We start from the raw sequence: 23250 nt of genomic DNA, 5'->3' as shown, positions 1-23250 counted from the left end.
CCCCCCGGGAGCGTTCGATGAACCGTCGCCTGATCCTCGCGATGACCGCCGCGCTCGCATGCGCCGCCCCCCTGGCCGCAGGGTCCCCCGCCCAGGCGGCCACGGGCTGCGCCATCCAGCCGTACGGCCTGATCGGCGCGCGATGGGCCGAGCTCGGCGGCGAGACCGGCAAGCTCGGCTGCCCCACCACCGGCGAGCGCGACATCTACGTCAACAACGTCGGCTGGGCGGGACGCAGGCAGACGTTCGCGCGCGGGCAGATGGCCTGGTCACCCAAGCAGGGCCCGAACATGGTGGTGGCCGCCTGGTCGAGCAAGGGGTACGCCTACTTCGACTGGAAGACGACCGCTCCCCGCTCGTACGACAAGTTCATCGTCCGCTGGACCAGCGCGGCGGACCCGCACGGCGCCCAGGAGGACTTCGTCGGCGGCACCCGCGGCCGGGCCTGGACCCGGGTGCGCACCAGCAGCGGCTACCGGTGGAACGTCGAAGGCTGCGACACCGGAGTCTTCGGCTCCAGTTGCAAGCAGGGCTGGACGATCTCGGTAACCGGCTGACCGGCGCGACATCTCTTTACGGCGGCGAACTTTCCCTCGGTTGCACCTCGTCGTACTCCACGGCGTAGTCGTTCCCCGAGCGGTCCTTCAAGGCGAACGCCGCGGCCACGCTGATCAGCCCGCAGATCGCCATGTAGACGGCGATGGCGAACGAGCTCTGGTAGGTGGCGTACAGCCAGACGGCGATCAGCGGCGCCGGACCGCCCGCCGTCACCGAGGCCAGCTGGTAGCCGAGCGAGGCGCCGCTGTAGCGGAGCCGGCCGGTGAAGCTCTCGGCGATGAACGTCGCCTGCGGGCCGTACTGGATGTCGTGGATCGGCGCCGCCAGCACGATGGCGAGGAAGACCAGCGCCGGAACGCGGGTGTCCAGCAGCGGCCAGTAGATGAAGGACCAGACCACCATGGCCGCGGCACCCACGATGTAGAGCCGTCGGCGGCCCACCAGGTCGGACATGTAGCCCCAGAAGGGGACGGTGAACAGGGAGACGACGCCGGCGGCGATGACGTACGTGTAGACGTCGCTCGGCTCGAAGCCCAGGGTCTTGGTGGCATAAGTCAGGATGAAGACGGTGAAGATGTAGAACGGTGCCTGCTGGCCGGTGCGGAGCAGGGCGCTCAGGACTATCTCGCGCCAGTTCCTGACGATGACCTCGCGTACGGGGACGCGCTCGACCTTGTTCTCCGCGAGGAGCTTGGTGAAGACCGGCGTCTCCAGGATGCCGAGCCTGATGTAGAGGCCGATGGCGGCCATCACGATGCTGAGCAGGAACGGGATGCGCCAGCCCCAGTAGGGGTCGAGCGGCTGGAACACCTGCAGGGCCAGATAGCCGAGCACGAGGCCGACGGGGACGCCGAACTGCGGCCAGCTGCCGAGGAAGCCGCGCCGGCCGCCGCGGGACTTGCCCCACTCGGTGGCGAGCAGGACGGATCCGCCCCATTCGCCGCCGACGCTGATGCCCTGGAGCAGGCGCAGGAGGGTGAGCAGGATGCCGCCCCAGATGCCGATCTGCTCGTAGGTGGGGACCAGGCCGACGAGCGCGGTGGCGATGCCCATCGTCATCAGCGTGATGATCAGGGTGGCCTTGCGGCCGATGCGATCGCCGTAGTGGCCGAAGATCGCCGCGCCGATCGGTCGGGCGGCGAAGCCGCCGAAGTAGGTGCCGAGGGCGAGCAGGAGTCCGGTGGTGGCGTCGCTCGTCGGGAAGAACAGCTCCGCGAAGATGGTGCTGGCCGCGAAGCCGTAGAGGAAGAAGTCATACCACTCGACCGAGGTCCCCACAGCGGAGGCGATCACCGCCCGCACCAGCTGCGGTCTCTTCTGGTCGTCGGTCGCGTCGAGTCGCTGCTGCTCAGCCATCTGCCGCTCCTGGGGAGGCACGCTCACTAGCGACGCTACATGAAGTGCAACCGATGGTCACCAGGGAAGGTCGGTACGCGTGAGGGGCGATAAAACCCGCATTCCCCCCCTGTTTACTTGTGTAATCTAAAATCGCACGATGACTCAGGGGGGCGGCATGACATCACCGGCCGATCCGTTCAGCAGCGCCCGCGACCAGGAGCTCAAGAGCCTGCTGGAGGGCTTTCAACGGGAGACGGTCCAGCTGCAGCGGTTACACGAGCGTATCGCCGAGGTCCGCGGGCGAGGCGAGGCGGCGGACGGGCGGGTCGTGGTCGAGACGACGCAGACCGGAGCGCTCGCCGGGCTCACCATCGATCCGCGCGCCATGCGACTCGGTTCCGAGGAGTTGGCCACGACGATTCTCGAGGCGGCCGCCGAGGCGGAGCGCGACGCCGCACAGGCTGCGAGCGATCTGGTGGCGCCGTTCATCGAGGGCACCCCGCTGGACGGCGTGCGCGCCCCGGACGAGCCGCCACCGCCGGAGGCGCGCCGCCGGTGAACGTCAACCCCACGCGGGCGAGCATCTACGGCTTCGGCGTGGTCGGCATCACCGGCTTCGTGTTCCAGATGCTCGCCGTCGACTACCCGGAAGGCGACCCGGCGAAGGCCCGGGAGGCCGCCGCCGTCTGGGCCCGGCTCGCCGAACGCATCGAGCAGAGCCCGGACGAGACCTTCCCCGCCGCCCAGTCGGTGTGGAAGAAGAACGCCGGCGACGGAGTGGACGGCTTCAAGTCGGCCGTGACCGCCGGGCTCTACACGCAGCCTCCCGAAGCCGCTTACACCGCCAGGCTCGCCCACCGCTGCCGGCAGAACAGCGAGGCCTGCACTGCGTTCGCCGACCTGATCGAGGCGGCGCGGCACGCCTACTGGACGCTCGCCCTGGCGAACCTGGCCAGTTTCCTCTACATCACCACCTTCCCCTGGCAGGCCGGCACCGCCTACCAGATCACTCAGTTCCTCATGCGCCGGGCGCAGGCGGGCATGCTGGCGAAGCTGCTCGAACACAACATCGCCAGAATCGTGCTGAGCAAGCTGACGGAATACACGATCGGCAGCGCGTTCTTCGCTGTCGGGGACGTGTCGGTGGTGGCCGGGGTCAAGGCGTTGCGGGGCGACGACGTCGGCACGTTCAGGGACAACGCGACGCAGGCGTTCAAGGAGTTCGCCGCCTCGGTGGCCTTCTACGGCGTGTTCGACGCCGCCGCGCCGCTGACCGCGAAGGCGACCAAGAACCTGGACGTGCAGTACTTCCTGAACCGGCTGGCCGGCGGATCGCTCGGCTACGGTCCCACGTACGACCTCCTGAACGGCCAGGAGGGCGCCGAGCTCGTTCCCACCGCGAAGGAGACCCTCGGCAGAGTGCTGCTGTATTTCACCATGGCCCACAAACCCGCAGGCTGACGTGAGGACGACGTGGAAATCCATCGATCTCAGATCCGCTCGGCGGCGGAGGCGTTCGACGAGGAGAAGGAGAACCTCGCCAGGTTCGTCACCGGAGTCGTGCAGGACCTGAACTCCATCGGGAACTTCTGGGGCGACGGCAAGGAGGGCGTGACGTTCTACAAGGGCGAGGGCGCCGCCAAGGGGTACGAGGCGGTCACCGGTCAGATCATCGAGGGTGTCGAGGTGCTGCAGGAAGCGCACCTGGAGATCCCGAAGCGGATGCGCCTCATGGCCGACAACATCCGCGTGACCGACTGGATGACGATGGCCGACCTCCTGTCGAAGCTGCCGCCTGCCGACCCCGACGAGCCGATCTGGGGCGAAGACGGCTGAAAGTTTCACCCGCGGCAGCCCCCACACGCTGCTACTTCCCGTGCTCCTCGGGCCTGCCTCTTGCAGTTGGTTTGGCGACACGCCCAACTAGAGGGGGCACATCGCCGCGTAAGAACAACCCCACCGACGAGGTCATGATCTGGACCTACCGGACAGGCGGCGCGGGCCCGGGTGGGCACCCGCCAGACTACGGTCACCATCGGCGGCGCGACCTGGGACCTCTACCGGGGCAACATCGGTTGGGAGGTCTACTCGTTCGTCCGGACGAGCAACACCGGCAGCGTGAACCTCAACCTGCGGGACTTCCTCAACGATCTGACGTCACGCGGCTGGCTGGCGAACTCGAAGTATCTGACGAGCGTGCAGGCCGGCACCGAGGTCTTCGTCGGCACCGGCCGGCTCGACACCACGTCCTACTCGACCAACGTGAGCTGAATGGTCAGGCGGCCTGGCGCGGGCAGGTGACGCGCACGTTCCACGGCTCGAACAGGCCCCTGGGGTTGTGCTTGAACAGCCAGACGTGCAGGTCGTAGTGGATGGGCTTGCCGTTCTCGTGCGGCTCCGACGGGCCCTGGAACTGCTGGCCGAAAAGCTCGGGGCGGTCGTTGGCGGTGGAGATGAGCTGGTCGTCGTCGTTCTTCAGGTATTCGACCGCGCCCAGCTTGCGGCCGCCCCTGCCGTCCGGCACGTAGACCAGGATCTCGGGGCGAAGGAGGCTGATCGCCGGGTCTTCTACGAGCCGCGCGTTGACGTAGTGGTAGCCCATCCCGCCGACCCGCGTGCCGTTCGCCAACGTGAACGGGCTTTCGGAGCAGGCATTGGTCCGCTTGTAGCCGTGGCGCTCCGCGACTCTGGGATCGCGGAACCTTTCCATCGCCCCGCGCAGCTGGTCAAGCCATTCGGGCTGACTGACAGGGGCGTGGCTGCTCGCCTTCGTGGCCTCGGTGTGCGCCGTCGCGGCGGGCAGGGCGCCGAGGAAGAGTGATCCCGCGCAGGCGGAAGCGAGCAGCATCGCTGCGATTGTTCTCATGCCTGTTTCTTTCTGCGGCGGGCACCGCGCCAATCTCACGAAAGGATAAGGAATTCCCGCCGTCGAAATAGCCCTTTATTCCTGCATATCGCTCTTAATTCGAATGTGTCAGTCGCTCCCGACGGTGACGAATCCCGAGCCGGGACGGTAGTTCGGCGACTGGTGCCGGAAATAGGTGTTGTAGACCTGGCAGTAGCGACCGCCGCGGGCGAGCAGCGTCGCGTGGTCGCCCTCCTCGACGATGCGCCCGTGGTCCAGCACGATGATGCGGTCGACGTGCTCGATCGTGGACAGGCGGTGCGCGATGACGATCGAGGTCCGGCCGGCCAGCACCGTGTCGAGGCCCTCCTGGATCTGCGCCTCGGTCAGCGGGTCGACGCTGGCCGTGGCCTCGTCCAGGACCACGATCGCCGGATCCTGGATGAGCAGCCGAGCCAGCGCGACGAGCTGGCGCTGTCCCATGGACAGGGCACGGCCGTGCTCCCCCACGTCGGTACGTAACCCGTGCGGCAGGGCGTCGATCCAGTCGCCGCCGCCGACCGCCGTCGCCGCCGCGAGCACCTCGTCGTCGCTCGCCTCCGGCCGCGGGTAGCGGATGTTGTCGGCGACGGTGCCGCTGAACAGGAACGGCGCCTGCGGGACCGCGCCGATCTGCCTGCGGTAGCCGCCCAGCTCCAGGGTGCGGATGTCCCGGCCGTCGATGAGCAGGCGGCCTTCCTGGAACTCGTAGAACCGGGTGATCAGCTTGCTGAGCGTCGACTTGCCCGCACCGGTGTGGCCGACGAGCGCGACGGTCTCACCGGCCTCGATGAGCAGGCCGAAGTCCCGCAGGACGGGGTTGGCCGGGTCGTAGCCGAAGGTGACGCCCTCGAACTCGATCCGGCCGGCCAGCTTGCCCGCCGGCTCCGCGGCGGTCTGCACCACCCGGGGCTCGGCGTCGATCAGCGCGAAGACCCGCTCGGAGGCGGACAGGCCCTGCTGGAACTGGGACCAGAAGGCGGCGATGGACGTCAGCGGGAACCAGAAGAGCGCCACCCCCTGCAGGAACAGATACCAGTCGCCGGCCGACAGGCCGCCACCGAGCACCGCCGTGCCGCCCAGATGGACGAGCCCCACCGTCGCCAGCCCGGCCACCAGGAAGAGCACCGGGAAGATGGTGGAGAAGACGTACCCCTGCCTGAGCGTCACCCGGTAGCTCTGCTGGTTGATCGGCCGGAACTCGTCGTAGACCTGCTGCTCCTGGCGGAAGTTCTTGGCCACGGCGATGCCGCCCATGGTCTCCTGCAGGTTGCCGTTGACCCGGCTCAGCGAGCGCTGCGCCTTGCGGGTGCTGCTGCGGGCGAGCCGGCGGAAGAGCAGCGCGAGGCCCATCACGACCGGTACAACCAGGAGCGTCAGCAGGGCGAGCTCGACACTGCGCAGGAACAGCAGGACGGTGACGAACCCCACCATCAGCACCTGGCTGATCAGGTCCATGGTCAGCGTGGACACGGTGGCGAAGTCGTCGGTGTCGGACGTCACCCGGCTGACGATCCTGCCCGAAGGGGTCTCGTCGTAGAACGACAGGTCCCGCGCGAGCACCGCGTCGAAGGCGTCCTCGCGCAGCCGCAGGACGACGTCGCCGGTGACTCTGGAGCTGTGCCACTGGCGGACGAAGTTGAACGCCCAGGAGAGCACGCCGGCGAGCAGCAGCGCGCCCGTGAGCTGCCAGCCCAGGTCGCCGATCGTGCCGCCCTCGATCGCGTCCACGCCCAGGCTGACCAGCAGCGGCACGGCCGCCTGGCTCATCGACAGCAGCACGATCATGGCCGCCACCAGGAGCATCGCGCCGAGCTTGGGCCGGAAGTAGGACAGGATCCGGCGCAGCAGATCGCGGTCGCTGTAGGTGCGGTCGTAGTCTTCGGCGTCCAGGCCGTCCATGATGAAGCCCATCAGCGCGCCCCTCCCTGCTCTGCGGCCATGGCCGACTCGGCGACCTCGTCGTAGTGGGCGAAGATCCGCCGGTAGAGGCGGCTGCGCGTGATCAGCTCGTCGTGGGTGCCGTAGTCGACCAGCTCGCCACGCCTGAGCAGGAGGACCTTGTCGGCCCACCGGATCTGGGAGAGCCGATGGGTGATCAGGAGCGTGGTGCGCCCGTCGAGGATGCGGCCGATCGCCTGCTGGATCTTGTCCTCGGTCGCGGAGTCGATGGCGCTGGTCGAGTCGTCGAGCACGAGGATCGCCGGGTCGGTCAGCAGCGCCCGCGCGATGGCCAGGCGCTGGCGCTGGCCGCCCGACAGCGTCACGCCGCGCTCGCCGATGACCGTGTCATAGCCGTCGTCGAGCTCGGCGACGAACTCGGCGGCCTGGGCGTCCTCGGCCGCCCTGATCACGTCCTCGCGGTCGGCGCGCTGGCCGAGGCTGAAGGCGATGTTCTCGGCCACCGACCGGGAGAACAGCACGATGTCCTGCTCGATGGTGGAGATCTGGGAGCGCAGCGAGTCGAGGTCCCAGTCGCGCACGTCGACGCCGTCGACCAGGATCCGGCCCGAGGTGACGTCGTAGATCCGCGGGACCAGCTTGGTCAGCGTGCTCTTGCCCGACCCGGTCTCGCCGACGATCGCCACCGTCTCGCCCGGCCGCACGGTGAACGACACCCCGCGCATCACCGGTTCGCCCTCCTCGTAGCCGAACGTCACGTCGTCGAAGACGATCTCGCCGGTGATGGACGCGGTGTGGCCGTCGGCCCGCTGCTCCAGCTCGGTCTCGGCGTTGATGACGCTCAGGATCCTGCGCGAGGACACGATGCCGATCTGGACCAGCGAGAAGGTGAAGATGGATATCTGCGTGGGGAAGCCCAGCATGCTCATCAGGCCCATGAACGCCACCAGCTCGCCGATGCTGATCGCGCCCGCGCCGTGCAGGGCGAGGCCGTGCCACAGCGCCCCGGCCATCGCGCCCGCGAAGAGCAGGGTGGGCAGGTAGCGGGCCTGGACCAGGCCGTTGCGGACGAAGGAGTCGCGGTAGAGGCGCGCGCGGGAGCGGAACAGCCGCCGCTCCTGCCCCTCTTGCGCGGTCACCTTGATGACCTCGATGCCGCGCACGGCCTGGCTCAGCCCGGCGTTGAGGTCGCCGAACTCCTCGCGCATGCGGGTAGCCACCGGGTTGAGCTGGCGCATGTAGTGCCAGAGCGCGGTCACGAAGGCGACCGCGAAGATTCCGGGCACCAGCAGCAGGCGCGGGTCGATCGCGCCGATGAAGAACAGCGGCACCAGGCCGGTCAACCCGGAGTCGATGATCAGGTCGATCCCCGGAGTGATCATGATGGAGAGCTGCCGGATGTCGTTGGCCGCGCGTGCCATGAGATCGCCGACCCGCTGCCGGTTGTGGTAGGTCTGGCTCTTGCCGAGCAGGCTCACGTAGAGCTCGTCGCGGGCGTCGCGCTCCAGCCGCTTGGCCAGGACCTCGCTCGACAGCCGGGCCACGAGGTCGAACACGCCGCGGGCCAGCACGATCGCCAGCAGGGCCAGCGAGATCAGCCCCAGCGCGGCCAGCGGCTCTCCTCGCTCCCCCAGCACGGCGTCGAACGCCGCGCCGGTGAACTGCGGCACCATGGCGTTGAGCACCACCATGACCAGGGACCCGCCGAGGAACCCGGTCAGGTGCCACCAGTGACGGCGCAGGTGCGACCAGAGCCAGCGCACCGGACCACGCCGGTCGTAGGGCCGGCCGGAGACGGCGAACTCCGAACTGCTGGTGGTCACGGTAAGGCCCCCTGGCCGGAGTTGGACGTAGGTGGAGCCTGTTTGTATCACCCACCTCCGACACTTTCCCAATGCTTTTCCATGGCGGGCCGCCGCGCTCGGCCACGTTTGAACAGGTCGCAGGGGCTCATGCTCCGATGTGCACGTACGGCGCCCAGGCCAGCGGACTGCTGAAGGAAGGCAGGGCGCGCAGTCGCGTGACGGCCAGGTGCAGCGCCACCGCCGGTTCGGTGCCGCTGTCACCGGTCAGTTGTCCGTACACGTCCGCAGCCACCTTGGCGGCGGATGCGTCGTTCAGTGACCAGAGCGTGCCGATGACGTGCCGATAACCGGCCAGGTGGAAGGCGGCCGCCAGGTGGATGGCCTCGTCGGTGAGCGCGATGTCGCCCTGGGCGGTCTCGCAGGCAGACAGGAAGGCCAGGTCACCGTCCAGCACGCCCGCCTTGACCAGGTCGAGCACGGTCAGGTCGGCGTCGTGCAGCGCCAAATGGCTGGCAGACGGCTCACGGGGATTCTGGTCACCGTGGCAGGCGAAGTGAACCCACGGACGCGCCGGGATGGCGTCGAGCACGGCCTGCCGGGTGGCAGTGGCCTCCTCCAGCGGCTGCACAAGGGCGGCCCCGACCACCCGGTACGACGTCGACGCGGACAGCCCAGGAAGCCGGGCGCCTGACCAGGCTGCACTACGAGCAGGCGGGGTAGAGCGGCCGGGTGCCGGTGGACTGGACGGTCGGGTCGGTGAAGCGGCACCCGTAGGCCGGGTCCGCCACCACGGCGGGGTTCGCCACGTCGTCCCCGGCCGGCCGTCGGCCGCCGCGCTCCCAGCGGACGAGGTCGTCCCACGCGGTCCCGGCCTCGGCGTCGCTGAACTCGCAGTGCCCGGCCGCCCGGATCGCCCGCTGGACCAGCAGCTTCGTCCGCCCGTGGCGGGCCACGTCGTCCCGGTAATACTGCTCCATCGAGAACGGCACGAAGTTGTCACCCAGGTTGTGCAGCGAGAGGACGGGCACGCCGATCCTGCCGGAGACGCCGGGCACGGCGGTCAGCCGGTGCGTGCGCCGGGCCGCCCGGTCCTCCGGAGCCACCCGCAGCACGCTCGCGTTCACGTCGACGGGCGCGCTCGGGCTGTAACGGGTGGCCAGGTTCGTCGCCACCCTGCCCGGATTCTGCGCCAGGGTGCCTCCCGTGTCGGCCCCGACCAGGTCGAAGAGGAAGTCCTTCCAGTACGCGAACGCGGCCTGCGCCCCGGGACGCTCGCCGCCGCCGAGGTTGACGACGATGGACCTGAACTGCCCGCCGAGCTCGTTGCCCGGGCCCGAACCGGTCAGCCCGAGCCGTTCCTTGAGCTTCGGCACGACCGAGGTGCCGTAGTCGGCCGGGATCGGGTACGCGGGCACGTCGGCGAGATCCTGCGCGACCAGGTGATAGTCGAGGAAGAAGTCGAACAGCTCGTGATCGCCGAGCACTCCGCACATCGGCATCGCCGCGTCGTAGAAGCCCGGGTACTCCTCGACGGAGCGGGCCGTCACGTGCCCGCCCATGGACACCCCGCCGATGAACGTCCGCTTCGGCTTGCCGACCAGCCGCCTGAAGTGGTCCGCGAGACCGCGGGTGCTCAGCACGCCGGCCCGCACGTCGTAGTCGTTGCCGTAGTAGGAAGAGGCCGCCCACGCGTATCCCTGCTCCAGCACCCGCTGGCGGAGCCCGTAGCCGGGCGGGTCCACGGTGAGCACCCGGGACTCGCCGCGATAGCCGTGGGCCCACATCAGCAGTCCGCCGTTCCAGCGGGGCGGCACCTCGATCTCGTAGGCGGCGTGCCCCTGGACTCCCTGAAGGACCCGGCTCGGCAGCCCGTGGACGATCGCCGGCTCCAGCGGCGGGTTGTCGACCGTGTAGCCGGGCAACGGCTGGTCATCCGGGATCCGGTCGGTGGCGTCCGCGGCGCTGGGCACCAGCAGAACGGCCGATAACGCGATGGCGGAAAGGACCATGTTCCGACGGCGCATCTGCCGTCACCTCCGGGGGAGACCTGTTTGAAGGCGGCTGCTCAGTTGTTCATACTCCGAGAGACACCTGTAGAGAAGGGGGACTCCCCGTGCTGTACGTCTTCGGTTTCGAGCGGATCGGCGTGGCCGTGAGCGACATCTACTTCCTCGACCCGAATCCGAGCAAGGGTCAGGAGGGGGCCGAGCGGGGCGTGCGGCTCGAAGTGCGGCTGCTCGACCAGGGCGAGCTGAAGGGCTCCGTCTACTCGGCGCGCCCGATCAACGTCGACCAGCCCATCTGGCGGGTGGACCTGCTCGAATCCGTCGACGGCCGGCCCGGAAGCTTCGACCGGACACACCACCACCCCACCTTCACCGGCTGGGACCCCGGCCCCCGTGTGTTCGCCAGGGAGCTGTCCGCCGATCCGATCAAATGGCTCGACGGCAGACTGTCGGACCTCGACGGCGTGCTTGAGCAGGCGGGCGGTGACCATGACGTCGCCGGGGACGCCGACGCGCTCCGCGCCTGCGTCCCCGAGATCATCGACTGCGTCGAGCGCCTGCTCGCCAGGGTCCGGGCGGGCGAGCTCGGCAGGGCGCCCGCCGACGATGCGGCTGTCAGCGTCCGGGCCAGCTGGCTGTAGCGGTCATTCGGCGGCTTCGTACACGGCCACCGTCAGCGTCCCCGGGCGGCGCAGATACTCGGGGATCCGCGCCTTCACCCGGACCTGGATCGTCACCGGCCCCTTGGCCGGCAGCGTCCGCGTCCCGAGCACGGCGTAGCCGAATCCCCGGCCGTCAGGCGGGGATTCGCAGATGACGGCGGTTTTCGTCGGCCGCCCGTTCACCCTGTCCTCCCGGTCGAGGCGTCCGGCGATGCCGCCTCCGCAGTACGCCATGAGGGCCAGCTGGCGCCCGGTGTACGGCACGGTGACCTCGACCTCGCGCGCGGCAGGCCAGGTGACGGTCTTCTTGGTCACCAGCCTGAACTCGGGCTGCCTGCTGAACTTCGCGGGTGGCTCGACCGGCGTGGGCGCGGCCTTGAGCGTGGCGGGAGGCGTCCACTCGTACACGCCGAACCGCCACCTCTGCGGACGCTCACGCGCGGTGCCGCGCCGGGGCGTCTCGACGGTGAAGGTCGCCCGGCGCGTCCCCTCCGGGAGCGGCATCACGTCCATCGCCCGGTTGTCGTCGCAGGTGCTCATCATCCCGGGGATGGGTGACGTGGTGAACAGCTTGGCCACGCCCGGCACCCGTACGAAGAAGTTCGGCGTCTCGGACGTGGCCCCGGTCGGGCAGCTCGCCAGGATGGCGAGCGGCCTGTCGCCCACCTCGACGTCGAACGACACCGACTTCTGGCGCTGTGCGTCGAGCGTCGCCGTGGCGATCCTGCGATAGACGGTCCCGTCCGGCTCCACGTACCGGGCCGGGATCGGGTCGGCGACCGACGCGACCGTCGGGTCGTCCCGGTCAGGCTCGCCCAACCCCAGCAGGCCACCCGACACCCCGACGACCACCACGACGACCAGCGCGGCGGCACTCGCGACGGCCGCGGTGAGGCGACGGTGGCGGGCGCGGCCCGTCCGGCGCCGCAGCGACTCCCAGGGGATCGGACGGTCGGCGGCTGGACGGCTGCGCTCGTCCAGCAGGTCGTGCAGCTCACTCCGGTCGATGGCCATGCGCCTACCTCCCCTTCGCGAACGAGGCCGCGAACGAGTCGTCCACCCGCAGCTTGGCCAGCGCCTTGCTGGTCTGGCTCTTGATCGTCCCCACGCTGCAGCCCAGCGTCTCGGCCGCCTGTACCTCGGTCATGTCCTCGAAGAAGCGCAGCACCACGACCGCCCGCTGCCGCGCGGGCAGGCGGCCGAGCGCCTGCCAGACGAGCTCGCGCTCGTCGGCCTGCCCCATGTGGTCGGTCGCCTGCGTGCGGTCGGGCGGCGATCCGCTCGTGACCTCCGCCTGTCTCCAGCGTCGCCGCCACCAGGACACGTGCACGTTGAAGATGATCTTTCGCACGTACGCCTCGCGCTCGTCCCCGATCCTCGGCCAGGCCACCCAGGCCTTGAGCAAGGCCGTCTGCACCAGGTCCTCAGCGGCGGCCCAGTCCCGGGTGAGCAGGTAGGCGGTGCGGAGCAGCCGTTGCCACGCCGCCGCGACGAACGCGTCGTACTCCGATCGATCCGCCATCAACGGGGCCTTCCTCTTGCGACAGTCACCCGTTCTACGCCGCCGAGGTAACGGAAGGTTGCCTCGCTCAGCGCCGGCTTGCGGGCCTGACGATGATCTCGTCGACGTCCACGCCGGCGGGCTGCCCGATGGCGGACGAGATGGCCTGGGCGATGGCGTCGGGCGGGATGGACGCCGCCCGGTAGGCGCATCGCCTCCTGGTTAGCCCTGGTAGAAGGCTTGTGGAGGGCCGGAGGGTGGCCGGGCCACTCCTATGATCCGCCCGCCCCGCCGTCAGGCTCGGGCTCGTGATCGGCCCGGATCCGTTCCGCGTCCTGGTAGGCCGTGATCACCGCGGCGAACATGGCTGCTCGTAGGCCTGGTACTCATCTGATGGCGGCGGCGCGCCCTGGGGGATCCACGCGAAGCCGTACTGGTCCAGAAAGCCGGTGTGGCTCACCAGAAACCGCGCTCCGCCCTCGATCCGCTCGATCGACGTCAGTGGGTAGAGCCCCACCCACTGGCTGTCGCTCTCCGGCCCGCCCCGCGCCGCGACCGTCCGCGCGAAGCTCTCCAGGCTGGCCTCCGAGAGCGCGAACCGGGCGGTGTAGGGCACGTCGAAGTGCATCAGCCCGATCACCACCATCCCCATGACGGGCGTGGCCCGATCAGTGCTCGGGTGAGCTCGGGCAGGCGTGGTGGCGCGGTCGCGTTCTCCGCCATGCCCGAGCGTACCAAGCAGGCGATCATGGTTCAGACCTGGTTGACCTTGCCAGTGAGTTGCCCCATGATTCACTCCCATGTCCCTTGCAGGCACCATGTTCGGAATCAAGGGCTTCGACACCATTTCCCCGGTCGGCATCAGGTAAAGCCGGGCGGCGCTACCCGAGCGCGTCGTAGATGGCCGTGATGTACGCGCCGCTCCGGTCTGAGCCGATGATGCCGGGCGCCATCCGATTCATCATGTAGGAGATCGTCACGCGGCGGTCGAGGTCCATGAGGATGACCGATCCGCCCCAGCCTCCCCAGAAGCAGATCCTCCCGTCGGGGATGTACGGGATGGTGTCCTGCTGGGGCAGCCCATAGCCGATCCCCCACCGCAGGGGGACGCCGAGGACCAGGTCCACGCCGTTCGACTGCTCGTCGAAGATGAGGTCGATCGTCTTCCCGCCGAGCAGCCGGACACCGTCGACCTCGCCGCCGCGGGCGATCACCGACAGGATGCGCGCGACGGAGCGGGCGTTGCCGTGACCGTTCACGCCGCCCAGGTCCGCGCGGCGCCAGCCCGGGGTGTTGGCGTAACCGGCTTCCAGGACCGGCCCGGTGAAGGTCTTGACGACGAGGCTCTCCGGACCGAGGGCGGCGAAGTCGATGGCCAGCGGCGGCGGCGGGACCACGTCCGCGATCCGGTCCCAGTCCTGCTCGGCGGCCCCGATCTGGAAGTCGGCGCCCAGCGGGCCGGCGATCTCCTCTGCGACGAACCGCTTCAGGCTCTTCCCGCTCACGCGGCGTACGACCTCACCGACGAGATGCCCGAAGTTGGCGGCGTGGTAGCCGGAGACCGATCCCGGCGTCCACCACGGCGCCTGGGCGGCCAGCCGGGCGATGGACCTCTCCCAGTCGTAGAGGTCCTCGACCACGGCCGGCTGGTCGAGACCCGAGACCCCGGAGGTGTGCGCGAGCAGGTGGCGCACCTCGATGTCCTGCTTGCCGTTCGCCGCGAACTCCGGCCAGTAGCGAGCGACCGGCGCGTACACGTCGAGGTCGCCGCGGTCGACGAGCATGAGCGCCGCGAGGCTGGTGACGGCCTTCGTCGTGGACCACACGTTGGTGATGGTGTGCTCGTCCCACCCGATGGTGCGGGCCTCGTCGCGGTAGCCGCCCCACAGGTCGACGGCGAGGACGCCGTCGACGTCGACGACGAGGGACGCGCCCAGCTCCGCGCCGGAGGCCACGTTCCGCTCCAACACGGTACGTACGGCGTCGAATCGGGGATCGCAGGTGCCGTGTAAGTCAGCCATGACCATGTTCCTCCGCGATGAGTGACGTACTCCCCGACGAGGCGGTGCGGCACCACCCATCCCGGCTGGTGACGCGGGCGCAAACCCTTTGTACTACGCGAGCGTGACGAATCGGGGTTTACTAGATCCTGGACTGTCGCCTCCCATCCGGGAAACTCATGAAGAGCATCCTGCTCGCCCTCGTCCTGGCCATCGCGACATCGGCACCGCTGCCCGCGGCAGCACAGGCTCGTCCACCCGCGGTCATCTTCGACACCGACATGGACTTCGACGACGCCGCCACGCTCGCCTACCTCGCCCAGGAGCACCAGGCCGGCCGCATCGACTTACGCGCCATCACCGTCACCAACAACGGCGCCGGCCTGCCGGGCAGGGCGATCCGGCACGCCAGATGCCTGGCCGAACGCCTTGGCCTGCGCGATGTCCGGATCGCCGACGCCTCGTCCGCCGCGCCCAACTCCTTCCCAGCCGAGCTGAGACAGCTCTTCGACCGGGTGCTCACCGCGGCGACGCCCGGCTGCTCAGGTGACGAGACGCCCTCGCGGCTGCGCGCCCCCGACCTGATCGAAAAGGTGCTGCGCGCCGACCCCTCGGCGCAGATCATCGCCACCGGCCCCCTCAGCAACGTGGCCGCCGCCCTGCCGCACTCCGCCTCCCGCCTGACCTCGATGGGCGGAGCCGTCAACGTGGGCGGCAACCTGTGCTGCGGCACCCCGCCGGAGTTCGACGGAACCCAGGAGTTCAACTACTGGCTCGACCCCCCGGCCGCGCGCGCGGCGCTCACCCGGAGCCGCGGGGCCGTGCGCATGGTGTCGCTGGACGCCGCCAACAACGTACTCATCACCGACACGTTCCTCGACCGCCTCCGCGCCGACCACGGCACCCCGGCCGCCGACATCGTCCTGGAGATCGTCTCGCACCCCGAGGTCCAGCCGCTGATCGCCGCCAGCCTGCTCTACTGGTGGGACCCGCTGGCGGCGATGAGCGCCATCCATCCCGGGCAGGTGGATTTCACGTCCGGGCGGATCGACGTGGTGGTGGACGGACCCTCGGCCGGGCGCACCGTTCTGTCGCCTACGGGGCGGCTGCTCAGGTACGGGACGGCGGCCGACACGGCCGCGTTCGAACAACGCTTCCTCGACACCCTGAACGGCCGAACTTAGCGACAGGGTGATTCCGCCAACCAGGCATATCTTGGTCGGCGAGATGCGCTTCTCGGCGGCCATGGACGCCTTCGTCTTCACCCAGCGCCTGAACGGCGGACAGACCGTGGTCGAGCTCCTCGCCGAGCGCTTCACCGGCGAGGACCGGACGCTCGTGCTCTCGTGGACGGGAATACGCACAGGGCATTTTCGAGATCAAGGAGCCATACGGCGATGACGGCTTCGTGGCCGCCAACCCCATCGACGAGCTGACCTACCGGATCCGCTCGAACATGGGCCCAAGGGCGTCGAGCAGTTCACCCCCGGCATCGTCACAGTCGGTGAGGTCTGGATGATCGGCGGAGCGTCGATGGGGTTCCCTGCCGAGGACGCGTATCCCGGACTCGTCGTCCATGGGCGGTATCGCGAGACTGTGCCGGTTGACCTGATCCCACCAGTCATATTGCGAGGGCTCATGGTTGAAGCCCTCCGCATGCAATGCGTTGAGCGCCTTGTTGTCGAAGCGGCCTCGCCACTCGTGTACCACTGTCACGGAGGGAACGTAGCCGCCAGTCGGCGCCATCTGCAAAGGACCGAAGGCGGGGGCAGGCGCACGAAACTTTCGCCCCACGATCAACTCCCGTCCCCTCCCCGTACGTGTCCGTGCCCGATCTTTGGCAAGGCGACCGGCCCGAGCCGGTCCCCCGCTGGAGCATCCGGACAAGGAAAGGGACGGACGTCAGATGAGCCGATGGCGCGAGGTAGCGGCGGTCACGATCGCCGGTGCCACCATGGCGGCGGCGCTGCCCGGAGTGGCCGGCGCGGATGAGATTCACGACAGGCCCCGCCACACTCTCGACCTGCAAGCCCATCGAGGCGGCCTGGGTCTGGTGGTCGAGAGCACCCTGCCGGCCTTCGCCAACGCGCTGGAGCTCGGGGTCACCACGCTGGAACTCGATGTCCAGATCACGGAGGACGGGCAGGCGGTCGTGACGCATGACCGCCGGATCAGCGACAAGAAGTGCGCGGACACCGCGCCCGCGTTCACGGGTGACCCCGAGTTCCCCTATGTCGGTAAGTACATCCACACGCTGTCCCTCCGGCAGATCCGGACCATGGACTGCGGCACCAGGACGCTGGCCGAGTTCCCCGGGCAGCGAGCGGTCCCCGGGGCGACGATGGCCACGCTGCGCGAGGTGTTCGACCTGGTCAGGCGCTATCGCGCGCACAAGGTCATGCTCAACGTCGAGACCAAGGTCGAGGCCGGAGCTCCGGAGCAGACGGCTCCGAGGGAGCAGTTCGTCCAGGTCACGCGGCAGGAGATCGCGCGGGCCGGGATGCGGCGGCAGGTCACCATCCAGAGCTTCGACTGGGGTGCACTGATGCGGATGCGCGAGTTGGAGCCGCGGTTGCCGATCGTGGCCCTGACGAACCGGGACTTCCTGCAGACCGGACAGCCCGGCTCCTCGCCGTGGCTTGGCGGGATCGACATCGACGATTTCGGCGGAGACCCGCTCAAGGCGATCAAGTCCTTCGAGGCCGACGCCTTCTCGCCCGTGCACGGCTTCCCCCAGAACGGCAAGATCACCGACCCCGGCTACCAGCCGTACGTCACCAAGGAGATGGTCGGCCAGGCGCACAGCCTGGGCATCAAGGTGATCCCCTGGACCATCGACGACGAGCCGACCCTGAACAAGCTCATCGACGACGGCGTCGACGGCATCATCACCGACTACCCGGACCGGCTGCGGAAGGTCATGTCCGAGCGTGGGTTCAAGCTCCCGAAGCAGTACGCCTCCAAGCCCGGCAAGGGCGGCCACCTTGGGCACGAAGAGGTGCGATAGTCGGCTTTGCCCTTCACCACAGTGGTGAAGGGCACGTCCGTGCGGCCGGCCTCATACTGCATGGAGTCTCGGGGGATGCCGGGTTGCAAGCCCGTCGTGCACGAGGTTCGAGGCGACGAGGTCAAACAGGCGGGCACTCCCATCCCCCAAGCGCCCCGAGCGAGGAAACGGCCTGCGGAGAGGACGAGACGTGAGCTGGACCCTGGAGTCCCCCGAAGGGGCTCGCCTGTACGTGAACGCGTGGAACTGGCGCCCGACCCTGACCTTGCTGGAAACGGCCGGCGTGCTGGACGCCGAGACCGCGGCCCTGCTCGGCCTCAACGGGCACATCCCCCTCACCGGCCAGGAGGCCGCCCGGATCGCGGAGTTCCTCGGCACCTATCTCGACGGCCTGCCCGCCGACGGCCGCGTCCGGCTGGACGGCACGGTCACCACCGATCCCGACACCCACGAGCTTCACCGCACCGATCTCGACCTCAACTACTCGGCGAGCTCCGAGTGGCTGCGCGCCTTCCGCGACTTCTGCCGCGCCGCACCACACGGCTTCACCTGCAGCTGAGCACTGGAATCCACGCTTTGGCCGGTCAGCAGCCCTAGGAGCTTCGGACCTCGAGCTCCTCGCCAGGGGCGGGTCCGAAAGAGACTGCCGCGTCCGGGATCGAAAATCTGTAGTGACTGGGGTAGACATTCGTTGTGGTTGGGGCTAGTGTTTCTGACATCGCAAGGAACGGATCCACGAGGGCGGCACACGAGATACCGGCGTCACGACGAGCCGCCCGGACGAGCGTGGATAGCAGGAGTGACCGGCAGAAGGTCGGACGTGCAGGGCCGAGCAGTTGACGGGGCCCGACACGTGGACACGCTGCCAAGCGGCCATACGGGCCGTAGCAATACCCGCAGAAGTAACCGGCAGAAGGTCGGACGTGTAGGGCCAGGCAGTTGATGGGGCCCGACGCGTGGACGCGCTGCCACATGCAGTACGGAGTGATCGGCAGAAGGTCGGACGTGCAGGGCCGAGCAGTTGACGGGGCCCGACACGTGGACACGCTGCCAAGCGGCCATACGGGCCGTAGCAATACCCGCAGAAGTAACCGGCAGAAGGTCGGACGTGTAGGGCCAGGCAGTTGATGGGGCCCGACGCGTGGACGCGCTGCCACATGCAGTACGGAGTGATCGGCAGAAGGTCGGACGTGCAGGGCCAGGCAGTTGACGGGGCCCGACGCGTGGACGCGCTGTCGTGGCGGCCATCGGAGGTCGTCCATGTCATGGAATCAGAAGATGCACAGATAGCGAAGGGAGTGTTGAACGCCATCAGGATCGCCCGCCACCGGTGGAGTTTCGCCGGGCGGGTACCGCAGTTCCACAGACGGGAAGGTGGTCTACGGTCACGCTTACGCGATCCCCGCATCCCCGCCCTCAGCGGGCGGCTGTTGCGGAAACGGCAATTCGGCCTCTTGGCCGGTAGATGGTGTTACACAACCTAGTTGCGGGCCCCGGCGCATCATGGCGCCGGGGCCCTCGTCCGCGTTCGGGAGGTTACATGGATCAAAAATCGACAGCGTTGGCCACCGGGTCTGATAGCAAGCCCAAGGCCACAGCCGCTACTTCCACGCTTGCATCGAGCGCCGCTTACGGCGACAAAGCCCAAGCCCGCATCCTGGCCCGCTCCGACACGGCGGCGGATGCCGGCGCCGAGGCCAAACTCGACGATGAGGACTACCCCGCCTACAGCATGGGCCGGGCCGCGGAGATCCTGGGTGTCAGCGCGGCTTTCCTGCGCAGCCTGGGCGCCGCCAAACTGATCGAGCCGCAGCGCTCCAACGGCGGCCACCGCCGCTACTCCCGCTACCAACTGCGCCTGGCGGCCAGGGCCCGCGAACTGGTCGACCAGGGCACCGCTCTCGAAGCCGCCTGCCGGATCATCATCCTGGAAGACCAGCTCGCCGAGGCGCTGCGCATCAACAACTCCCGCGACCGCCCGGCCGACGACTAGCTGTTCGCTGCGAGCAGCCTCGCGCAAGGCGGGTCGAGCGGGCCATGCCGGCAGTGCGGCGGACCGCTGACGTGGCCTTCACCAAGGGGGTTCATGGGCGGCGGACGAGCAGCACGTTGCCGAGGGAGCGCTGGCCCGTGGCGTCGGAGGGCCGGTTGACGATGCCGTTCGGGGTGACCATGACGCTGGAGCCGCCACCGTCGAGGTTCATCGCCTCGCGGGCGCCGAGTCGCTTCATCAGCTCGGCGGTCTGCGCGATCCCGAGGCCCTCGCTGTAGCCGGCCTGGCGTCCGTCGACGACTGCCAGCATCAGCCTGCCCTTGTCGTCCATGCCGATCATCGAACGCGGGTTGCTGCGTACGGCCCAGTTGTAGGTGAACGTCTGGTCCGTGCCTTCGCGGATCAGGCCGTCCGCGGCGGCGTTGACCGACACCCTGCCGTCGCGGACCAGGGTGGGGCCGACCTGAAGGATCGTGGTGTCGCGGGTCAGCGCGATCTTGCGGCCGCGGCTGTCCTCGACGCGTTCGGTGATGGTCAGCTTCTGGCCGACCTTGGCGTGCTCCTGGAGCCAGGCGGCGCTGTCGCCGATGGCCTGGATGGTGGATCCGCCTGCGGGCACGCTCGCGCCGCGCGTGGTGTTCAGCGCGATGACCTTGCCGCGGGCGTCGAGTACGGCTTCCGCCCCGGCGCCGGTCGGTGGGGTACCCCATTCGGGTGTGAAGCGGACGAGCTCGCTGCCGTCGGTGCACTTCAGGTCGTGCTGCGGCTTCTCGGTGGGCGCGTCCCCGCCTACGCCGCCGCAGTTGAAGACCTCGCCGGGTACGCGGTTGACGCCGTCGAGCTCGACCTTCTCCCGGCCTGCCCGGACCGTCACGTGGGCGGTGTAGGCGTCCACGTCGACCGCGCGGCCGCCCCGGGTGATCCTGATGCCGCCACGGCCCTGGGTCGCGGTGCCGATCAGCTTGCCGTCCTTGACGTACAGGCCGGCGGGTGCGCCGCTGTAGAACCACTGCGCGTTGACGCCGGCCACGGCGTTCGCGGCGGCGGCCAGGTCGGTCAGCTTCTCGGTGCCGCTCAGGGTCGGGCCGAAGTCGGAGCCGACGGTCCCGCGGAACTCGCGGAAGTCGACCCGGAGCAGGTGGACCTTCTGCGGGGCGGTGGCGTCGGCACCGTCCTGCGCGGTGTAGCGGGTGCCGCCCGCGAAGCCCGCGGCACGGATCCTGCCCAGCATCGCCGTCGCGTCCCCGTCAGCCTGATACCGGCCGATCCGTACGATCCAGCCGAGGACGCCCGCCGGGTGGTCGGCGTACGCGGGCGAGTCGACCTGCTCGATGCGCGGGTCGAAGCCCTTCTCCCGCAGAGCGCCGGCGACCCGGTCGGCGATCTCCCTCGATCCCAAGGCGGTGCCGGCCGTGTCGAGCGGGCCGTCGGCCGTGGCCGGCAGGTAGACGTGCACGGTCCAGAAGTCGTCGGCATCCTGCGCTCCGAGCGAGATCGAGGTCAGGGTCACACCGGGCGCCACGGTGGTCGTCTGCGACTGTGCGCCGGCCGGCAGCCGTTCGCCGGGCAGCGTGGCCCCGGCGGCGGGCGCGGCCAGCGGGGCGGTCATCACCGTCGCGGCCACGGCAACGACGGAGAGGGACTTTCGGCGCATGTGCGTCCTTTGTTCGCTTTGATCCTTGCCAGGGCAGTCAACGGGGCACGGATGTCGCGTGGCACAACACCGAAGGCTGGGCAGGCGAAGACCCGGTGATCACCGGGTGACCCTCCCTTATGCCGTGGCAGGGCCCTCGACCTGTACGCCGGGATTCCGGTCGCCGACTACCCAGCGGCCCTGGAGTGGTACGAACGGCTGCTCGGCTCCCCGCCGACGTTCGTCGAGAGCGATACGGAGGCCGTATGGGAGCTGGCGGAACATCGCTCCGTGTTCGTCGAGCGGCGCCCGGAGCATGCCGGGCAAGCCACCCCCGCGGACGAGCGTCTCAACGGCGGGATGTCACCTTTGGGAGGGGTCCTGCCGTGAGCCGAGATTCGCGCGGCTCTCGAAGTCACGCTGCGCCTGGTCCATGAGGCCGGTCAGCCCCGCACCCGCGCCCAGCTCGCGCATCATCGCGTCCTTGGCCTCCGCCGCGGCCTGCTCGGCGGCGTGGATGGCCGCCACGACCGCGTCGCCGAGGGTCACGCCGTCGTTCCTGCGTTTGCTCAGGGGGCTGATGTCGAGTGCTTTCAGCGTTCCCACCGGGTCGACGGTGGCCACGACGCCGCCGTTGTCGGCACTGCCGGTGAACTCCCGCTCGCTCCACTCCTCCGCCACCGTCTCGGCCCTGGCCGACATCGCCTCCATCTGCTCGGAGAGCTTGCGCAGGTCGTCCATGGTCACGTCTCCTTCAGGATCATGTCGAAGTAGGACGCGAACGGGTCTTCAGCGGGCCATGGCCGGCCGTCACTCAGCGTTTCCATCGTCTGGGTCAGCGCCTCGCCCATCGCCGCGCGGGCCGCGCCGATGGCATCCTGGATGGCCTGGCCGATCGCGACGTGGTCGAGATCGCGCATCGCCGGTGGAGCGATCGCCAGGTGCAGCAACCGGCCCGAGCCCGACACCGTGGCCACCACCCGGCCCGTCTCGTCGGCACCCGTCAGCTCCTGCTCCTCCAGCTCTCGCATGACACCGGCCAGCGAGTCGACCCAGCCCTGGACCTCGCTGACCAGCTTGAGTACGTCCTCCCCCCCGCCGATGTCGAACGGGTCGAGGGGCTTCACTGGTTGTCCTTGGTGACGGCGCTCCAGTAGTCGGAGTCGGTGACCCTTTGGTCCATGTGCAGGTCACGGGGCCCACGGGCCGGATCGCCGCTGAGGTAGAAGGCGCCCTTGAGATCCATGAACTTCAGGTCCAGGCCGTTGAGCTCACCCTCGAACTTTCGGTAGACGTCGTAGAACTGCGTGAGGAGAGTGCAGGACATGGTGAGGAAAACGGTGGACTGCGCCATGAGGGCGATCCTGCCCGCAGGAGTCGCGGCCAGTTTGGTAAGAGCCTTGAAGACGGGGCCCTCAATGGTCCAGAGACCGACGGCTGCCGCGTCATACTGCGCCACCTCGTTGTACTGGTTCTGCATGGTGCCGCTCATCTCCTTGGAGAGGTTACCGAGCTGGTCGAACATGCCGATCAACTTGAACCTCAGATACTGCTGGAGCGTGTCGACCGCGCGGCCCTTCCAATTTGGCGATATGTGGTCGAAGTACGCGTACCAGATGTCCCACGCGTTGCCCTTCATGTGGCCATGTATCTCTTTCCAGGCGTCCCGGCGATCGGAGAAGAGCCAGGGGTTGCCGACGTTGACGAGAACGGCCCCCCGTATCATCCATCCGACCTTCCCGGCATTCGACATGCTCAGCCCGAGGGTGATCGGCCCGTCATAGCGCTTGATCTGCTCGATCGCCCTCTTGAAGAAACCGGGGTCCGGAGCCCGCGGACCGACGGTGACGGTCCGGGCGACGGTACGACCATTCTGGGTGACATACAGTGTGCGCGATTCGGCGGGCCCAGGGGCGCCCGGTACATGCAGCTTGGACGGTCCACCCGAGGAATTCGGCATT

General features: G+C 68.9%; 26 protein-coding genes. 11 read left to right on the top strand and 15 right to left on the bottom strand.

The annotated features are described in order from the left end of the window. The first annotated feature begins 17 nt into the window (after positions 1-17). Complete coding sequence (locus V5E28_RS28200) at positions 18-557, top strand: LGFP repeat-containing protein (RefSeq protein ID WP_336210972.1); 540 nt, start codon at positions 18-20, stop codon at positions 555-557. A gap of 16 nt (positions 558-573) precedes the next feature. Here the strand turns inward: V5E28_RS28200 and V5E28_RS28195 are convergent, their stop codons facing one another. Continuing rightward, the gene (locus V5E28_RS28195) at positions 574-1914 is read right to left on the bottom strand and encodes an MFS transporter (RefSeq protein ID WP_336210970.1); all 1341 of its coding nucleotides are present in this window, start codon (positions 1912-1914) and stop codon (positions 574-576) included. A 139-nt stretch (positions 1915-2053) separates the two neighbouring features. Here V5E28_RS28195 and V5E28_RS28190 point away from each other — a divergent pair, with 139 nt between their 5' ends. From V5E28_RS28190 to V5E28_RS28175, 4 genes are all read left to right on the top strand, one after another. After that, on the top strand, positions 2054-2455 hold the full coding sequence (locus tag V5E28_RS28190; RefSeq protein ID WP_336210966.1) for a YbaB/EbfC family nucleoid-associated protein: 402 nt from the start codon (positions 2054-2056) through the stop codon (positions 2453-2455). Beyond that, positions 2452-3357 carry a WXG100-like domain-containing protein gene (locus V5E28_RS28185; protein ID WP_336210964.1) on the top strand — a complete coding sequence of 302 codons (906 nt, stop codon included), beginning with the start codon at positions 2452-2454 and terminating at the stop codon, positions 3355-3357. Before V5E28_RS28190 ends, V5E28_RS28185 begins: the two co-directional genes overlap by 4 nt. 12 nt (positions 3358-3369) lie before the next feature. Beyond that, on the top strand, positions 3370-3732 hold the full coding sequence (locus V5E28_RS28180; protein ID WP_336210961.1) for a hypothetical protein: 363 nt from the start codon (positions 3370-3372) through the stop codon (positions 3730-3732). A gap of 171 nt (positions 3733-3903) precedes the next feature. Next, complete coding sequence (locus V5E28_RS28175; protein ID WP_336210958.1) at positions 3904-4167, top strand: GH12 family glycosyl hydrolase domain-containing protein; 264 nt, start codon at positions 3904-3906, stop codon at positions 4165-4167. A 4-nt stretch (positions 4168-4171) separates the two neighbouring features. Here V5E28_RS28175 and V5E28_RS28170 read toward each other — a convergent pair whose 3' ends face one another. From V5E28_RS28170 to V5E28_RS28150, 5 genes are all read right to left on the bottom strand, one after another. Further along, complete coding sequence (locus V5E28_RS28170) at positions 4172-4762, bottom strand: hypothetical protein (RefSeq protein WP_336210954.1); 591 nt, start codon at positions 4760-4762, stop codon at positions 4172-4174. Between the two features lie 108 nt (positions 4763-4870). Next, a complete protein-coding gene (locus V5E28_RS28165; RefSeq protein WP_336210952.1) occupies positions 4871-6694 on the bottom strand; it encodes an ABC transporter ATP-binding protein in 1824 nt (607 codons plus the stop codon). Further along, positions 6694-8505: an ABC transporter ATP-binding protein gene (locus tag V5E28_RS28160; RefSeq protein WP_336210950.1), complete on the bottom strand. Its 1812-nt coding sequence runs from the start codon at positions 8503-8505 to the stop codon at positions 6694-6696. Before V5E28_RS28160 ends, V5E28_RS28165 begins: the two co-directional genes overlap by 1 nt. A 127-nt stretch (positions 8506-8632) precedes the next feature. Then, on the bottom strand, positions 8633-9133 hold the full coding sequence (locus V5E28_RS28155) for a CHAT domain-containing protein (RefSeq protein WP_336210947.1): 501 nt from the start codon (positions 9131-9133) through the stop codon (positions 8633-8635). Positions 9134-9188: 55 nt separating this feature from the next. Then, complete coding sequence (locus V5E28_RS28150) at positions 9189-10511, bottom strand: alpha/beta hydrolase family protein (RefSeq protein ID WP_336210946.1); 1323 nt, start codon at positions 10509-10511, stop codon at positions 9189-9191. Between the two features lie 89 nt (positions 10512-10600). Between V5E28_RS28150 and V5E28_RS28145 the strand changes: the two genes are divergently transcribed. Beyond that, positions 10601-11134 (top strand): hypothetical protein, encoded by a 534-nt coding sequence (locus V5E28_RS28145; RefSeq protein WP_336210944.1) that lies wholly within the window; start codon positions 10601-10603, stop codon positions 11132-11134. Between the two features lie 3 nt (positions 11135-11137). Here the strand turns inward: V5E28_RS28145 and V5E28_RS28140 are convergent, their stop codons facing one another. The 4 genes from V5E28_RS28140 to V5E28_RS28125 form a co-directional block, all read right to left on the bottom strand. Next, a complete protein-coding gene (locus tag V5E28_RS28140; protein ID WP_336210942.1) occupies positions 11138-12169 on the bottom strand; it encodes a hypothetical protein in 1032 nt (343 codons plus the stop codon). 4 nt (positions 12170-12173) lie between these two features. Continuing rightward, on the bottom strand, positions 12174-12677 hold the full coding sequence (locus V5E28_RS28135) for a SigE family RNA polymerase sigma factor (RefSeq protein ID WP_336210940.1): 504 nt from the start codon (positions 12675-12677) through the stop codon (positions 12174-12176). Between the two features lie 328 nt (positions 12678-13005). After that, positions 13006-13302 carry a hypothetical protein gene (locus V5E28_RS28130; RefSeq protein ID WP_336210938.1) on the bottom strand — a complete coding sequence of 99 codons (297 nt, stop codon included), beginning with the start codon at positions 13300-13302 and terminating at the stop codon, positions 13006-13008. A gap of 235 nt (positions 13303-13537) precedes the next feature. After that, positions 13538-14677 (bottom strand): serine hydrolase domain-containing protein, encoded by a 1140-nt coding sequence (locus tag V5E28_RS28125; RefSeq protein ID WP_336210937.1) that lies wholly within the window; start codon positions 14675-14677, stop codon positions 13538-13540. A 158-nt stretch (positions 14678-14835) separates the two neighbouring features. Between V5E28_RS28125 and V5E28_RS28120 the strand changes: the two genes are divergently transcribed. Together V5E28_RS28120 and V5E28_RS28115 are read left to right on the top strand one after the other, a co-directional pair. Then, positions 14836-15840, top strand: coding sequence for a nucleoside hydrolase (locus V5E28_RS28120; protein ID WP_336210934.1), 1005 nt, complete (start codon positions 14836-14838; stop codon positions 15838-15840). Positions 15841-15871: 31 nt separating this feature from the next. After that, on the top strand, positions 15872-16057 hold the full coding sequence (locus V5E28_RS28115; protein WP_336210931.1) for a hypothetical protein: 186 nt from the start codon (positions 15872-15874) through the stop codon (positions 16055-16057). Positions 16058-16093: 36 nt separating this feature from the next. Here the strand turns inward: V5E28_RS28115 and V5E28_RS28110 are convergent, their stop codons facing one another. Then, positions 16094-16372, bottom strand: a complete 279-nt coding sequence (locus V5E28_RS28110) for a hypothetical protein (protein WP_336210929.1) — start codon at positions 16370-16372, stop codon at positions 16094-16096. Positions 16373-16562: 190 nt separating this feature from the next. Between V5E28_RS28110 and V5E28_RS28105 the strand changes: the two genes are divergently transcribed. The 3 genes from V5E28_RS28105 (at position 16563) to V5E28_RS28095 (ending at position 19656) form a co-directional block, all read left to right on the top strand. Further along, positions 16563-17663: a glycerophosphodiester phosphodiesterase family protein gene (locus tag V5E28_RS28105; RefSeq protein WP_336210927.1), complete on the top strand. Its 1101-nt coding sequence runs from the start codon at positions 16563-16565 to the stop codon at positions 17661-17663. 190 nt (positions 17664-17853) lie between these two features. Then, positions 17854-18222, top strand: a complete 369-nt coding sequence (locus V5E28_RS28100) for a hypothetical protein (RefSeq protein ID WP_336210924.1) — start codon at positions 17854-17856, stop codon at positions 18220-18222. Positions 18223-19395: 1173 nt separating this feature from the next. Then, the gene (locus V5E28_RS28095; RefSeq protein WP_336211117.1) at positions 19396-19656 is read left to right on the top strand and encodes a helix-turn-helix domain-containing protein; all 261 of its coding nucleotides are present in this window, start codon (positions 19396-19398) and stop codon (positions 19654-19656) included. A gap of 91 nt (positions 19657-19747) precedes the next feature. Here V5E28_RS28095 and V5E28_RS28090 read toward each other — a convergent pair whose 3' ends face one another. The 4 genes from V5E28_RS28090 to V5E28_RS28075 form a co-directional block, all read right to left on the bottom strand. After that, the gene (locus V5E28_RS28090) at positions 19748-21310 is read right to left on the bottom strand and encodes a phosphodiester glycosidase family protein (RefSeq protein ID WP_336210921.1); all 1563 of its coding nucleotides are present in this window, start codon (positions 21308-21310) and stop codon (positions 19748-19750) included. 342 nt (positions 21311-21652) lie between these two features. Continuing rightward, positions 21653-22030, bottom strand: a complete 378-nt coding sequence (locus V5E28_RS28085) for a YbaB/EbfC family nucleoid-associated protein (RefSeq protein WP_336211115.1) — start codon at positions 22028-22030, stop codon at positions 21653-21655. A gap of 2 nt (positions 22031-22032) precedes the next feature. Next, positions 22033-22416: a YbaB/EbfC family nucleoid-associated protein gene (locus V5E28_RS28080; protein WP_336210919.1), complete on the bottom strand. Its 384-nt coding sequence runs from the start codon at positions 22414-22416 to the stop codon at positions 22033-22035. Then, positions 22413-23249 (bottom strand): hypothetical protein, encoded by an 837-nt coding sequence (locus tag V5E28_RS28075; RefSeq protein ID WP_336210917.1) that lies wholly within the window; start codon positions 23247-23249, stop codon positions 22413-22415. The genes V5E28_RS28080 and V5E28_RS28075 overlap by 4 nt, the downstream gene beginning before the upstream one ends. Between the last annotated feature and the right edge of the window lies 1 nt (position 23250).

Source organism: Nonomuraea sp. LPB2021202275-12-8, from assembly GCF_037044575.1.
Lineage (GTDB): Bacteria > Actinomycetota > Actinomycetes > Streptosporangiales > Streptosporangiaceae > Nonomuraea.
This window is presented reverse-complemented; position numbering and strand designations above follow the sequence as displayed.